Origin of the sequence: Pseudomonas fragi (assembly GCF_900105835.1) — a bacterium.
GTDB classification, from domain to species: domain Bacteria; phylum Pseudomonadota; class Gammaproteobacteria; order Pseudomonadales; family Pseudomonadaceae; genus Aquipseudomonas; species Aquipseudomonas fragi.
This window is the reverse complement of record NZ_LT629783.1, coordinates 2,514,359-2,530,000: the sequence shown is the minus strand read 5'-3', so window position 1 is coordinate 2,530,000 and position 15,642 is coordinate 2,514,359. Positions and strand designations below refer to the sequence as shown.

Annotated in this window: 3 protein-coding genes and 5 rRNA genes (1 of these 8 running past the window's edge); all 8 read left to right on the top strand. The window is 56.6% G+C overall.

Annotated features, from left to right (window positions below; translation table 11 throughout):
- A 23S ribosomal RNA gene (locus BLU25_RS11600) occupies window positions 1-485 on the top strand; it begins 2,409 nt to the left of the window's first position.
- A 148-nt stretch (window positions 486-633) separates the two neighbouring features.
- A 5S ribosomal RNA gene (rrf, locus tag BLU25_RS11595) occupies window positions 634-749 on the top strand.
- A gap of 481 nt (window positions 750-1,230) precedes the next feature.
- Window positions 1,231-2,767, top strand: a 16S ribosomal RNA gene (locus BLU25_RS11585).
- A gap of 323 nt (window positions 2,768-3,090) precedes the next feature.
- A 23S ribosomal RNA gene (locus BLU25_RS11580) occupies window positions 3,091-5,984 on the top strand.
- A 147-nt stretch (window positions 5,985-6,131) separates the two neighbouring features.
- Window positions 6,132-6,247, top strand: a 5S ribosomal RNA gene (gene rrf / locus BLU25_RS11575).
- Together the 16S, 23S and 5S rRNA genes form the textbook arrangement of a ribosomal RNA operon.
- A gap of 166 nt (window positions 6,248-6,413) precedes the next feature.
- Window positions 6,414-9,863 carry an exodeoxyribonuclease V subunit gamma gene (gene recC, locus BLU25_RS11570; protein ID WP_083369646.1) on the top strand — a complete coding sequence of 1,150 codons (3,450 nt, stop codon included), beginning with the start codon at window positions 6,414-6,416 and terminating at the stop codon, window positions 9,861-9,863.
- Window positions 9,863-13,552, top strand: a complete 3,690-nt coding sequence (recB, locus tag BLU25_RS11565) for an exodeoxyribonuclease V subunit beta (RefSeq protein WP_016783544.1) — start codon at window positions 9,863-9,865, stop codon at window positions 13,550-13,552. The genes recC and recB overlap by 1 nt, the downstream gene beginning before the upstream one ends.
- Window positions 13,549-15,633, top strand: a complete 2,085-nt coding sequence (recD, locus tag BLU25_RS11560) for an exodeoxyribonuclease V subunit alpha (RefSeq protein ID WP_016783543.1) — start codon at window positions 13,549-13,551, stop codon at window positions 15,631-15,633. The genes recB and recD overlap by 4 nt, the downstream gene beginning before the upstream one ends.
- Window positions 15,634-15,642 lie beyond the last annotated feature (9 nt).

Genomic DNA, 15,642 nt, shown 5'->3' with positions numbered 1-15,642 from the left:
CGCTCAACGGATAAAAGGTACTCCGGGGATAACAGGCTGATACCGCCCAAGAGTTCATATCGACGGCGGTGTTTGGCACCTCGATGTCGGCTCATCACATCCTGGGGCTGAAGCCGGTCCCAAGGGTATGGCTGTTCGCCATTTAAAGTGGTACGCGAGCTGGGTTTAGAACGTCGTGAGACAGTTCGGTCCCTATCTGCCGTGGACGTTTGAGATTTGAGAGGGGCTGCTCCTAGTACGAGAGGACCGGAGTGGACGAACCTCTGGTGTTCCGGTTGTCACGCCAGTGGCATTGCCGGGTAGCTATGTTCGGGAAAGATAACCGCTGAAAGCATCTAAGCGGGAAACTTGCCTCAAGATGAGATCTCACTGGAACCTTGAGTTCCCTAAAGGGCCGTCGAAGACTACGACGTTGATAGGTTGGGTGTGTAAGCGCTGTGAGGCGTTGAGCTAACCAATACTAATTGCCCGTGAGGCTTGACCATATAACACCCAAGCAATTTGCTTAGAAGCGAATTGCGGTGTGTGAAGACGATACAAACCGAAAGTTTGCGGTTCACAAAACACCAAATCTATTACATACCCATTCGCTGGAGCGTGCGCCGCAAGGTAAACGACCTGGTTACCGAATTTCTTGACGACCATAGAGCATTGGAACCACCTGATCCCATCCCGAACTCAGTAGTGAAACGATGCATCGCCGATGGTAGTGTGGGGTTTCCCCATGTGAGAGTAGGTCATCGTCAAGATTAAATTCCAAAAACCCTGTCTGCTCACGCAGACAGGGTTTTTGTTTTTATATAAGTACAAGCTTTGTAAAAAGCTTGTACGGTTAATCAGGCCATTTGCCTGGCTAATCAATAGATTGAACGTAGCAGGAAATAAAGCGTTGACAGCAGTGTGTAACACTGTAGAATTCGCCTCCCGCTAACGAGATATCGAAAGCGCAAGTGGTTGATGTTGTTGAAGTTCTCTAAGCAAAACTTTGAAAACATCAAAAATAACCGCTTGACAGCAACAGAGGCTGCTGTAGAATGCGCGCCTCGGTACAGCGAAAGCTAAACCAACCGCTCTTTAACAATTGAATCAAGCAATTCGTGTGGGTGCTTGTGGAGTCAGACTGATAGTCAACAAGATTATCAGCATCACAAGTTACTCCGCGAGAAATCAAAGATGTAACCAACGATTGCTGAGCCAAGTTTAGGGTTTCTTAAAAACCCAAAGATGTTTGAACTGAAGAGTTTGATCATGGCTCAGATTGAACGCTGGCGGCAGGCCTAACACATGCAAGTCGAGCGGTAGAGAGAAGCTTGCTTCTCTTGAGAGCGGCGGACGGGTGAGTAATACCTAGGAATCTGCCTGATAGTGGGGGATAACGTTCGGAAACGGACGCTAATACCGCATACGTCCTACGGGAGAAAGCAGGGGACCTTCGGGCCTTGCGCTATCAGATGAGCCTAGGTCGGATTAGCTAGTTGGTGAGGTAATGGCTCACCAAGGCTACGATCCGTAACTGGTCTGAGAGGATGATCAGTCACACTGGAACTGAGACACGGTCCAGACTCCTACGGGAGGCAGCAGTGGGGAATATTGGACAATGGGCGAAAGCCTGATCCAGCCATGCCGCGTGTGTGAAGAAGGTCTTCGGATTGTAAAGCACTTTAAGTTGGGAGGAAGGGCATTAACCTAATACGTTAGTGTCTTGACGTTACCGACAGAATAAGCACCGGCTAACTCTGTGCCAGCAGCCGCGGTAATACAGAGGGTGCAAGCGTTAATCGGAATTACTGGGCGTAAAGCGCGCGTAGGTGGTTTGTTAAGTTGAATGTGAAATCCCCGGGCTCAACCTGGGAACTGCATCCAAAACTGGCAAGCTAGAGTATGGTAGAGGGTAGTGGAATTTCCTGTGTAGCGGTGAAATGCGTAGATATAGGAAGGAACACCAGTGGCGAAGGCGACTACCTGGACTGATACTGACACTGAGGTGCGAAAGCGTGGGGAGCAAACAGGATTAGATACCCTGGTAGTCCACGCCGTAAACGATGTCAACTAGCCGTTGGGAGTCTTGAACTCTTAGTGGCGCAGCTAACGCATTAAGTTGACCGCCTGGGGAGTACGGCCGCAAGGTTAAAACTCAAATGAATTGACGGGGGCCCGCACAAGCGGTGGAGCATGTGGTTTAATTCGAAGCAACGCGAAGAACCTTACCAGGCCTTGACATCCAATGAACTTTCTAGAGATAGATTGGCGCCTTCGGGAACATTGAGACAGGTGCTGCATGGCTGTCGTCAGCTCGTGTCGTGAGATGTTGGGTTAAGTCCCGTAACGAGCGCAACCCTTGTCCTTAGTTACCAGCACGTAATGGTGGGCACTCTAAGGAGACTGCCGGTGACAAACCGGAGGAAGGTGGGGATGACGTCAAGTCATCATGGCCCTTACGGCCTGGGCTACACACGTGCTACAATGGTCGGTACAAAGGGTTGCCAAGCCGCGAGGTGGAGCTAATCCCATAAAACCGATCGTAGTCCGGATCGCAGTCTGCAACTCGACTGCGTGAAGTCGGAATCGCTAGTAATCGTGAATCAGAATGTCACGGTGAATACGTTCCCGGGCCTTGTACACACCGCCCGTCACACCATGGGAGTGGGTTGCACCAGAAGTAGCTAGTCTAACCCTCGGGAGGACGGTTACCACGGTGTGATTCATGACTGGGGTGAAGTCGTAACAAGGTAGCCGTAGGGGAACCTGCGGCTGGATCACCTCCTTAATCGACGACATCAGCTGCTCCATAAGTTCCCACACGAATTGCTTGATTCATTGTAGAAGACGAGAACTGCAGAGTTGATCTGCGGTTTGTCTGTCGTAAAGCTTAGAAATGAGCATTCCATCGTAAGATGGTGAATGTTGATTTCTGATCTTTTGATTAGATCGTTCTTTAAAAATTTGGGTATGTAATAGAAAGTTAGACTGGATAGCACTTTCACTGGTGTTTATTCAGGCTAAGGTAAAATTTGTGATTGCTCTTAATTGAGCAGCGAATTTTCGGCGAATGTCGTCTTCATAGTATAACCAGATTGCTTGGGGTTATATGGTCAAGTGAAGAAGCGCATACGGTGGATGCCTTGGCAGTCAGAGGCGATGAAAGACGTGGTAGCCTGCGAAAAGCTTCGGGGAGTCGGCAAACAGACTTTGATCCGGAGATGTCTGAATGGGGGAACCCACCTAACATAAGTTAGGTATCTTAAGCTGAATACATAGGCTTAAGAAGCGAACCAGGGGAACTGAAACATCTAAGTACCCTGAGGAAAAGAAATCAACCGAGATTCCCTTAGTAGTGGCGAGCGAACGGGGACCAGCCCTTAAGCTGTATTGATGTTAGCGGAACGCTCTGGAAAGTGCGGCCATAGTGGGTGATAGCCCTGTACGCGAAAACATCTTTACAGTGAAATCGAGTAGGACGGAGCACGAGAAACTTTGTCTGAATATGGGGGGACCATCCTCCAAGGCTAAATACTACTGACTGACCGATAGTGAACTAGTACCGTGAGGGAAAGGCGAAAAGAACCCCGGAGAGGGGAGTGAAATAGATCCTGAAACCGTATGCGTACAAGCAGTGGGAGCCCACTTTGTTGGGTGACTGCGTACCTTTTGTATAATGGGTCAGCGACTTATTTTCAGTGGCAAGCTTAACCGAATAGGGGAGGCGTAGCGAAAGCGAGTCTTAATAGGGCGTCTAGTCGCTGGGAATAGACCCGAAACCGGGCGATCTATCCATGGGCAGGTTGAAGGTTGGGTAACACTAACTGGAGGACCGAACCGACTACCGTTGAAAAGTTAGCGGATGACCTGTGGATCGGAGTGAAAGGCTAATCAAGCTCGGAGATAGCTGGTTCTCCTCGAAAGCTATTTAGGTAGCGCCTCATGTATCACTGTAGGGGGTAGAGCACTGTTTCGGCTAGGGGGCCATCCCGGCTTACCAAACCGATGCAAACTCCGAATACCTACAAGTGCCGAGCATGGGAGACACACGGCGGGTGCTAACGTCCGTCGTGAAAAGGGAAACAACCCAGACCGTCAGCTAAGGTCCCAAAGTTATGGTTAAGTGGGAAACGATGTGGGAAGGCTTAGACAGCTAGGAGGTTGGCTTAGAAGCAGCCACCCTTTAAAGAAAGCGTAATAGCTCACTAGTCGAGTCGGCCTGCGCGGAAGATTTAACGGGGCTCAAACCATACACCGAAGCTACGGGTATCATCTTAGGATGATGCGGTAGAGGAGCGTTCTGTAAGCCTGTGAAGGTGAGTTGAGAAGCTTGCTGGAGGTATCAGAAGTGCGAATGCTGACATGAGTAACGATAATGGGTGTGAAAAACACCCACGCCGAAAGACCAAGGTTTCCTGCGCAACGTTAATCGACGCAGGGTTAGTCGGTCCCTAAGGCGAGGCTGAAAAGCGTAGTCGATGGAAAACAGGTTAATATTCCTGTACTTCTGGTTATTGCGATGGAGGGACGGAGAAGGCTAGGCCAGCTTGGCGTTGGTTGTCCAAGTTTAAGGTGGTAGGCTGGAATCTTAGGTAAATCCGGGATTCTAAGGCCGAGAGCTGATGACGAGTGTTCTTTTAGAACACGAAGTGGTTGATGCCATGCTTCCAAGAAAAGCTTCTAAGCTTCAGGTAACCAGGAACCGTACCCCAAACCGACACAGGTGGTTGGGTAGAGAATACCAAGGCGCTTGAGAGAACTCGGGTGAAGGAACTAGGCAAAATGGCACCGTAACTTCGGGAGAAGGTGCGCCGATGGAGGTGAAGCATTTACTGCGTAAGCCCCTGTCGGTCGAAGATACCAGGCCGCTGCGACTGTTTATTAAAAACACAGCACTCTGCAAACACGAAAGTGGACGTATAGGGTGTGACGCCTGCCCGGTGCCGGAAGGTTAATTGATGGGGTTAGCTAACGCGAAGCTCTTGATCGAAGCCCCGGTAAACGGCGGCCGTAACTATAACGGTCCTAAGGTAGCGAAATTCCTTGTCGGGTAAGTTCCGACCTGCACGAATGGCGTAACGATGGCGGCGCTGTCTCCACCCGAGACTCAGTGAAATTGAAATCGCTGTGAAGATGCAGTGTATCCGCGGCTAGACGGAAAGACCCCGTGAACCTTTACTATAGCTTTGCACTGGACTTTGAATTTGCTTGTGTAGGATAGGTGGGAGGCTTTGAAGCGTGAACGCCAGTTTGCGTGGAGCCAACCTTGAAATACCACCCTGGCAACTTTGAGGTTCTAACTCAGGTCCGTTATCCGGATCGAGGACAGTGTATGGTGGGTAGTTTGACTGGGGCGGTCTCCTCCTAAAGAGTAACGGAGGAGTACGAAGGTGCGCTCAGACCGGTCGGAAATCGGTCGTAGAGTATAAAGGCAAAAGCGCGCTTGACTGCGAGACAGACACGTCGAGCAGGTACGAAAGTAGGTCTTAGTGATCCGGTGGTTCTGTATGGAAGGGCCATCGCTCAACGGATAAAAGGTACTCCGGGGATAACAGGCTGATACCGCCCAAGAGTTCATATCGACGGCGGTGTTTGGCACCTCGATGTCGGCTCATCACATCCTGGGGCTGAAGCCGGTCCCAAGGGTATGGCTGTTCGCCATTTAAAGTGGTACGCGAGCTGGGTTTAGAACGTCGTGAGACAGTTCGGTCCCTATCTGCCGTGGACGTTTGAGATTTGAGAGGGGCTGCTCCTAGTACGAGAGGACCGGAGTGGACGAACCTCTGGTGTTCCGGTTGTCACGCCAGTGGCATTGCCGGGTAGCTATGTTCGGGAAAGATAACCGCTGAAAGCATCTAAGCGGGAAACTTGCCTCAAGATGAGATCTCACTGGAACCTTGAGTTCCCTAAAGGGCCGTCGAAGACTACGACGTTGATAGGTTGGGTGTGTAAGCGCTGTGAGGCGTTGAGCTAACCAATACTAATTGCCCGTGAGGCTTGACCATATAACACCCAAGCAATTTGCTTAGAGCGAATTGCGGTGTGTGAAGACTATACAAACCGAAAGTTTGCGGTTCACAAAACACCAAATCTATTACATACCCATTCGCTGGAGCGTGCGCCGCAAGGCAAACGACCTGGCTACCGAATTTCTTGACGACCATAGAGCATTGGAACCACCTGATCCCATCCCGAACTCAGTAGTGAAACGATGCATCGCCGATGGTAGTGTGGGGTTTCCCCATGTGAGAGTAGGTCATCGTCAAGATTAAATTCCAAACCCCCTGTCTGCTAACGCAGACAGGGGGTTTGTTTTTGCGTCGAGAAAAGTTTCGGCACGTCTCACTCCTCTTCTCACACCTTGAACTCCACCCATCTGGTCGAGCAATGTTAAGGTTCGCCTTTGGATTTTGCCTTCTCCTAAGGATGCCGTCATGCCGGTTGCTACGTCTCTCAATGCGGGATTTATGGTGGTTCATGGCAACCGCCTGGATGAGTTGCGCAACCTGGTCGTCAGCTGGATGCGCCTGTACCCACTGGCACCTTTGGAGAACGAGATTGCTCTGGTGCAGAGTAACGGCATCGCCCAATGGCTGAAGCTAGCTCTGGCCGAAGATACCCAGGACGATGATCTCGGTGGCTGCGGCATCGCGGCAGCCATCGATGTGCAGCTCCCGGGCACGTTTTTGTGGCAGCTCTATCGACTAGTGTTGGGCAGCGAAGAAATTCCCGCCAAGTCCTTGCTCGATAAAGCGCCGTTGACCTGGCGTTTGATGCGCCTGCTTCCAGCCCTTATTGATCAGCCGCATTTCGAGCCGCTGCAACGCTTCCTCACTCACGACAGCGATTTGCGCAAACGCTATCAACTGTCGGAACGCCTTGCTGACCTGTTCGACCAATACCAGGTCTACCGTGCCGACTGGCTAGAAGACTGGGCAGCCGGTCGCCATCAACTGCGTAATGCCCGAGGCGAAAGCCCGGCACTGAGCCCGGCCAATTGTTGGCAGGCTGAGTTGTGGCGTGCGCTTCTACTTGATGTCGGTGAGGAGGGGATGTCCCAAAGCCGTGCTGGTGTTCATCAGCGTTTTATGGACAAGATCAACAGCCTTGAGCAAGCGCCGCCCGGTTTGCCAGCTCGGGTAATCGTCTTTGGCATTTCGTCACTGCCGGCTCAGGCGCTTGAGGCCCTGGCCGGGCTGGCCCGTTTCAGCCAGGTTTTGTTGTGCGTGCATAACCCCTGTCGCCATCATTGGTCTGACATCGTTGCCGATAAAGATCTGCTGCGTCATCAATACAAACGTCAGGCCCGCAAGAGCGGAATGCCTACGGCCCTTGATCTGGATACCCTGCACCAGCACGCCCACCCCTTGCTAGCCGCCTGGGGCAAGCAAGGCCGCGACTACATCAACCTGCTCGACAGCTATGACGACCCCAACAGTTATCGCGCGGCTTTTCGCGATGGTCGCATCGACCTGTTCAGCGAAGTTGAACCTCTCAATCTGCTTAACCAGTTGCAGGACGATATTCTTGAGCTGCGCCCGCTCAACGAAACCCGCGAGCTGTGGCCCGCGATTGATCTGGAAAAGGATCGCTCAATACGCTTCCAAGTTGCCCATAGTGCGCAACGAGAAGTCGAGATCCTGCATGACCAGTTGCTTGCACGATTTAGCGAAAACCCTCAGTTGCAGCCACGCGATGTGATTGTGATGGTGCCGGATGTGGACAGTTATGCACCGCATATCCGGGCTGTTTTCGGGCAGATCGAACGTGACGATCGGCGCTTTATTCCCTACACCCTGGCCGACCAGGGGCAGCGCGGCCGTGATCCGTTGCTGATTGCTCTTGAGCACCTGCTCAAACTGCCTGACAGCCGCTTCCCCGTCAGTGAAATCCTCGACTTGCTCGACGTGCCTTCGCTGCGCGCCCGTTTCAAGGTGCAGGAGCGCGATTTGCCAACCTTGCATCGCTGGATCGAAGGCGCCGGCATTCGCTGGGGGTTGAATGCGCAACAGCGCGCAGGCCTTGGTTTGCCCGAGCACCTGGAACAGAACAGTTGGCGTTTTGGCTTGCGCCGCATGTTGCTCGGCTATGCCGTAGGCAGTGGTGAGGCCTGCGATGGTATTGAGCCCTATGATGAAATCGGCGGTCTGGATGCAGTGCTGATCGGCCCGCTGGTGGCCTTGCTGGATGCGCTGGAAATCGCTCACCAGGAACTCTCGCAACCGGCGTTGCCGCAACAATGGGGCGAGCGCCTGCAGGCCTTGGTGCAGCTGTTTTTCCAGGCCGAAACCGAACATGACGACTACCTGCTGGCTCAACTTGAAGAGCTGCGCGAAACCTGGCTCGAAACCTGTGAGCTGGTAGGTCTGCAGGATGAGTTACCACTGACCGTAGTACGCGAGGCTTGGCTTACCGGGCTTGATCAGGGCAAGTTGTCACAACGTTTCCTGGCCGGGGCGGTCAACTTCTGCACCCTGATGCCGATGCGGGCCATCCCCTTCAAGCTGGTCTGCCTGCTGGGCATGAACGACGGCGACTATCCGCGGGCACAACCGCCGCTGGACTTCGACCTGATGGGCAGCGATTACCGCCCGGGTGACCGTTCGCGCCGCGAAGATGACCGTTACCTGCTGCTCGAAGCCCTGCTTTCCGCAAGGGATCAGCTCTATATCAGTTGGGTGGGGCGCAGTATTCGCGACAACAGCGAGCGTCCTGCCTGCGTGCTGATTGGTCAGTTGCGTGACCACCTTGCCAGTGGCTGGCACCTGGAAGGCGGTGGTGACCTGCTGCAAGCCATGACCCAAGAGCATCCACTGCAGCCTTTCAGTACCCGCTATTTTCATGAAGGCAACGCCAATCTGTTCAGCTATGCCCGCGAATGGCAGCGACTGCACGCGCCACAGCCAGAGCCAGTACCAGCCGGTTCGCTAAGTGAGCATGTACAGGAAGAGCCATTAAATCTGACGCAACTACAGGATTTTTTGCGTCATCCTGTACGTCACTTCTTCAGCCAGCGTTTGAAAGTGTATTTCGAGGCAGCCGAAGTGCCTTTGGCCGATGAAGAGCCTTTCGTGCTCGATGCATTGCAACGCTACACCTTAAGTGACAGTTTGCTCGAAGCCGCACTGGCGCAGCCCGATCAGCTTGAAAGTGCCTTGCACAGCCGCGCCCAACGCCTGCAAGGCAGCGGTTTGTTGCCTATGGCCGGATTTGGCGAATGCCTGCAGCACGAACTGATCGAGCCTTTGCCCGATGTACTGCAACGCTATCAGCAGCTCCTGGCCCTCTGGCCAGTGCCGCTGAACAGTGCGCTGCCCTTCAGTTTTGAGGACCACGGCCTGACGCTGGAAGGCTGGCTCGGCAACCTGCACCAACGCAGTGATCAAGGCCTGCTGTCGATCACCACCATTCCCAACAGTATTGGTGCGATTAAAACCCGTAAATGGCACCGTTTGACCCGGCCGTGGGTCAACCATCTGGCCGCGTGCGCCAGTGGCCTGCAGATGACCACCGCGCTGGTGGCCAGCGATGACACCTTGCTGCTCGAGCCACTGGAGACCAAGCAGGCCCGGGAGATTCTGGGCAACTTGCTGGTGGCCTGGAAAGTCGGCATGAGCCACCCGCTTCCAATAGCCGTTAAAACCGCTTTCGCCTGGCTGGCCCAGACCGATTCGGGCAAGGCCGCTGCGGCTGCGCAAAAAGCCTATGAAGGCGATGGCCAGACCAGCGATGGCGAACGCCGCGAAAGCGCAGCACTGGCCCGTCAGTTCCCTGACTACGCGGCCTTGATGGCTGGCGACGAATTTGAAGAGTGGTGCGATGCCCTCTATCGACCCCTCTTTGATGCGCCTTGGCGCTCATTGAACAGCGAGGCATCCCGCTAATGAGCGAGCAATCTTTACCCCTGGCCCTGGCATTTCCCCTGCGCGGCAGCCAATTGATCGAAGCCAGTGCTGGCACCGGCAAAACCTTCACTATCTCGGCGCTCTACCTGCGTCTGATTCTGGGCCATGGTGGTGAAACCTCCGGTTTTGGCCGTGAATTATTGCCGCCGCAAATTCTCGTTGTGACCTTTACGGATGCCGCTACCAAAGAGCTTCGCGACCGCATCCGCACGCGCCTGGCAGAAGCCGCGCGGTATTTTCGGGGCGAGATCGACGCTCCGGATGGGCTGGTCGAAGAGCTGCGGGACCAGTTTGCTCCCGAGCAGTGGGCCGCTTGCGCCGGGCGTCTGGATATTGCCGCGCAGTGGATGGACGAGGCTGCGGTCTCGACCATCCACAGCTGGTGCCAGCGCATGTTGCGCGAGCACGCTTTCGACAGCGGCAGCCTGTTTACCCAGACCCTGGAAACCGATCACAGCGACTTGCTGGGCGAAGTGCTGCGCGACTACTGGCGGCTGTTTTGCTACCCCATGCAGGGCGACGCACTGAACTGGGTACGCGCCAACTGGAGCGGCCCCGCTGCCTTGATGCCGCGCGTGCGTGCGTTGTTTGGCAGCTCGCGCCAGCCCGTCAACGCGGAGCAAACGCCCGCACAAATGATCGAAGCCTGCTTGCAGGAGCGCCGCGAGGCATTGGCGCAACTTAAGACGCCCTGGCTGCAATGGGCACAAGAGCTACGCGAAATCTGCCTGCAAGGCGTGGCTGCTAAAGCCGTCGACGGTCGGAAAATGCAGGCCCGCTATTTCGAACCCTGGTTTGAAAAGCTCAGCGCCTGGGCTGCGGATGACACCCAGGAGCAACTCGACCTTGGCACCGGCTTTACCCGACTGACCCCCGACGGCATGGCCGAAGCCTGGAAAGGCGCGGCCCCGCAGCATCCGGGGCTGGATGCCATGCCCGGCCTCAAGGTCGCGCTCGATGCCTTGCCGAGCCCGGATGCCGCGGTGCTGCAGCATGCGGCGCACTGGGTGAGTGTGCGATTTGAAGAAGAAAAGCGCCGCCGTGCCGAAATGGGCTTCGACGACATGCTGCTGCGTCTGGATGCGGCCTTGCAGGCTGAAGGCGGCGAGCGTCTGGCGACCCTGATTCGTGAACAGTTCCCGGTGGCGCTGATCGACGAATTCCAGGACACCGACCCCGTGCAGTACCGCATCTTCGAGACGATCTACCGAATTGAAGACAACTGTCCCGACACCGGCCTGTTCCTGATTGGTGACCCCAAACAGGCGATTTATGCCTTTCGCGGGGCGGATATCTACACCTACTTGCGCGCGCGTCAGGCCACTGCGGGTCGCTTGCACACGCTGGACACCAACTTCCGCTCCAGCCACGCCATGGTCAAGGCCGTCAATCATGTCTTTGAGCGGGCTGAACTGCGCGATAGCGGGCGGGGTGCATTTTTGTTCCGCGAAGGTTCTGAAAACCCTGTGCCTTTTGTTTCGGTCAGATCCCAGGGGCGCAAGGAAGTCCTGCAGCTCGATGGCCAGCCCGTCAGCGCCCTGACCCTTTGGCAGTTGCCTTCCGAGCAACCGCTGTCAGGGGTTGTTTACCGTCAGCATTTGGCGGCCGCTTGTGCCAGCCAGATTGTCGAGCTGCTCAATGGTGGCCAGCAAGGGCGTTGCGGCTTTATCAAGGACGGCGAAGCACTGCGTAGCGTATTGCCTGCCGACATCGCGATTCTGGTGCGTGACGGTAAGGAAGCCCAGGCGGTTCGGCGAGAATTGTCGACCCGTGGCGTGCGAAGTGTTTACCTGTCGGATAAGGATTCGGTGTACGCCGCGCAGGAAGCACATGATGTGCTGGCCTGGCTCAAGGCCTGCGCCGAGCCGGACGTCGAGCGCCCGCTGCGGGCCGCGTTGGCCTGTATCACCCTGGACCTGCCGCTGGTTGAACTGGAGCGTCTGAACCAGGATGAACTGGCGTGGGAAAAACGCGTTATGCAGTTCCGTGGTTACCGCGAAACCTGGCGCAAGCAAGGGGTGCTCGCCATGTTGCGCCGTTTACTGCACGACTTTGAGCTGCCCCAGGCGCTGATTGCCCGCCCTGATGGCGAGCGCGTGCTGACCAATGTCTTGCACTTGTCCGAATTGTTGCAGCAAGCCGCAGCCGAACTGGACGGTGAGCAGGCGCTGATTCGCCATTTGGCCGAGCATCTGGCCTTGTCCGGTCAGGCGGGTGAAGAGCAGATCCTGCGCCTGGAAAGTGACGAGCAACTGGTCAAGGTGGTGACCATCCACAAGTCCAAGGGCCTGGAATACCCCTTGGTGTTTTTGCCGTTTATTTGCTCGGCAAAACCGGTGGATGGCAGCCGTTTGCCGCTGCATTTCCACGATGCCGCAGGCAATGCCCAAGTGAGTTTGAAACCGACGCCAGAGCTGATCGCCCAGGCCGACGACGAGCGTCTGGCCGAAGACCTGCGCCTGCTCTATGTCGCCCTGACCCGCGCCCAGCATGCATGCTGGCTGGGGGTTGCCGACCTCAAGCGCGGCAACAACAATCGTTCGGTGCTGCACCTCTCGGCCCTGGGGTATTTGCTCGGAGGGGGGGGCATGCTGGCTGAGTCCGCAGGCTTGCAGAGCTGGCTGGCCGAGGTGCAGCAAGGTTGCGACGCCCTGCAGTGCGAAGCCGTGCCAGCCGCTGGTGAGGCGCATTTTTATCCACCGCTCAACCAGGCCACCTTGCTGGAGCCGCGGATCCCGAGCCGCCGCGCCGCCGAAAACTGGTGGATTGCTTCCTACAGCGCATTGCGTATCGGTGACAGTCTCAGCCCCGCCGAAGCACCAGAAAGCGCCCTGGCGCAAAAGCTCTCGGACGATGAACGACTCGACCCGGATGCGCCGCGTGATGTGTTACTCAGCGGCGGCGATATCCATCGCTTTCCCCGTGGGCCGAATCCCGGCACCTTTCTCCACGGTCTGCTCGAATGGGCCGGCAGTGAAGGTTTCAAGGCTGATCCCGAGGCGCTCCAGGATGCCGTGGCGCGCCGCTGCAACCGTCGCGGCTGGCAAGGCTGGATCGAGACCCTGAGTGACTGGTTGCAGCATCTGCAAGATGAACCGCTGCGCCTGAACAACGGTCAGCCTGCTGTAGTCCTGAGTGAGTTGAACCAGTACCAGATTGAGATGGAATTCTGGTTTGCCAGCCACAAGGTCGATGTTGTGCAGATGGATCAACTGGTGCGCCAGCATACCCACGGCGGTGCGCCGCGCGCGGGGGCTGAGCCGAGCCTGTTGAATGGCATGTTCAAGGGCTTTATCGACCTGACCTTCGAGCATCAGGGCCGTTATTACGTGGCGGACTACAAATCGAACTGGCTGGGCGCTGATGATTCGGCCTACACCGAGCAAGCGATGACCGCCTCGATTCTGGATAACCGCTATGACCTGCAGTACGTCCTGTATCTGCTGGCCCTGCACCGTCAGCTCAAGGCGCGGCTACCCGGCTATGACTACGACCAGCATATGGGCGGCGCGCTGTATCTGTTTTTGCGTGGCACCCGCTCCCAGGGGCAGGGCGTTTTTTTCACCCGCCCGCCCAGACTATTGATCGAAAGCCTGGACCTGATGTTCCAGGGCAAACCGCTGCCGAAAACAGCTGAGCCGGCGTGGGAACAGGGAGTGTTGTTATGAGTCGTTCGTTTGCCGAGCTGTTGCCTACGCCGTTGACGGCCGAAAGCCTGGCCTTGCTGCAGCCCCTGGGCCGCGCCGAGGACTTGCTGCTGTTGCTCGAACGCTGGGTCGAACGTGGCTGGTTGCGTGCTCTGGACAAGGCCTTCGTGGCTTTCTTGCATGAGCGTGACCCCCAGGGTGATCCGCTGGTGCTGCTGGCCGCGGCGTTGACCAGTCATCAACTGGGCCACGGGCATGTGTGTCTGGATTTGTTCGAAACCCTGAAAGAACCCGATTTCGCGCTGTCTTTGCCCCCTGAAGGTGATGTGCAAACCGGCGCCATGTTGCTGCCTTCGCAGCTGCTTGAAGCGCTGGATGGCGAGGCCTGGTGCAAGGCCTTGCAAGCCAGTTCACTGGTCGAACATGCCGGGCAGTCGTCTGCGGATGCGGCCAGCCGGCCCTTGGTGTTGAGTGAGCGACGTCTGTATTTGCGCCGTTACTGGACTTATGAGCGTCGAATCGACGGCGCTTTGCGCCAGCGTCTGGCAGTGGCTGAAGCCACCCCGGCGGATTTGCCCGCACGTTTGAACGGCCTGTTCGGTAGCCCGGCACAGAATGCGCCGGTTGACTGGCAGAAACTGGCGTGTGCTTTGGCTACACGCGGGGCTTTCAGCATCGTCACGGGCGGCCCCGGCACTGGTAAAACTACGACCGTGGTGCGCTTGCTGGCGTTGCTGCAAGCTCCGGCGGTAGAGGCGGGCGCACCCTTGCGTATCCGGCTGGCAGCACCGACCGGCAAAGCCGCCGCCCGGCTGACCGAGTCCATCAGCGTGCAAGTCAAATCCCTGGAAGTGGACGACAAGGTTCGGCAAAAAATCCCCAGTGACGTGACCACTGTTCACCGGCTGCTGGGCAGCCGCCCCGGTACCCGACACTTTCGCCATCACGCCGGTAATCGTTTGCCGCTGGACGTGCTGGTGGTCGACGAAGCGTCGATGATTGACCTGGAAATGATGGCCAATCTGCTCGATGCCTTGCCAGCCCATGCGCGGCTGGTGCTGCTGGGTGACAAGGATCAGTTGGCGTCGGTTGAAGCCGGTGCCGTATTGGGGGATTTGTGCCGGGATGCCGAGGCGGGCTGGTATACCGCGCAAACCCGTAGCTGGCTGGAGCAGGTCAGTGGCGAAAACCTTAGTGCCAGCGACTTGCAGCAAGACCTGGACGGTACGCACCCGCTGGCCCAGCAAGTGGTCATGCTGCGCCACTCGCGGCGTTTTGGTGAGGGCAGCGGTATTGGCCAGCTGTCGCGCCTGGTCAACCAGCAGTTGCCCCGCGAGGCACGCGCCCTGTTGGCGGCAGGCAACCATGCCGACCTTTTTGCGTTGCCCCTCAAGGGTGAGCAGGACCGCGCCTTTGAACGTCTGGCGCTGGAAGGGCGTGGCGCTGAGGCCAAAGGCTATCGGCATTATATTGAGCGATTGCGCGAGCAGCGCCCTGACACCCGCAGCGGCCTTGAAGACCCGCGCTGGGCGGCCTGGGCGGGTCATGTGCTGCAAGCGTTCGAGGCCTTTCAGGTGCTCTGCGCCGTGCGCAAGGGGCCGTGGGGCGTGGAGGGCCTGAATGAGCGCATCACCCGCGCCCTGTTTGCCCGCAAGTTGATTGATGGCGACCAGCAGTGGTACGAAGGCCGCCCGGTGCTGATGACCCGCAACGATTACGGGCTGGGGTTGATGAACGGCGATATTGGCATCGCCCTCATGCTTCCCGAGGGTGAAGGTCAGGCCCGGCGCCATGTATTGCGGGTGGCGTTCGCGCGTAATGACGGGCAGGGCGGTATCCGTTTTGTCCTGCCAAGCCGGCTCAATGATGTTGAAACGGTGTATGCCATGACCGTACATAAATCCCAAGGCTCGGAGTTTTCCCACACCGCGTTGGTGCTGCCCGAAGCACTCAACCCGGTGTTGACCAAAGAGCTGATCTATACCGGTATCACCCGGGCCAAGCACTGGTTCAGCCTGGTAGAGCCACGCGCAGGGGTTTTTGAAGAGGCCGTGCAGCGCAAGGTCAAGCGCCTGAGCGGGTTGATGCTGGGGTTGGGGTAGCCGAAGTCT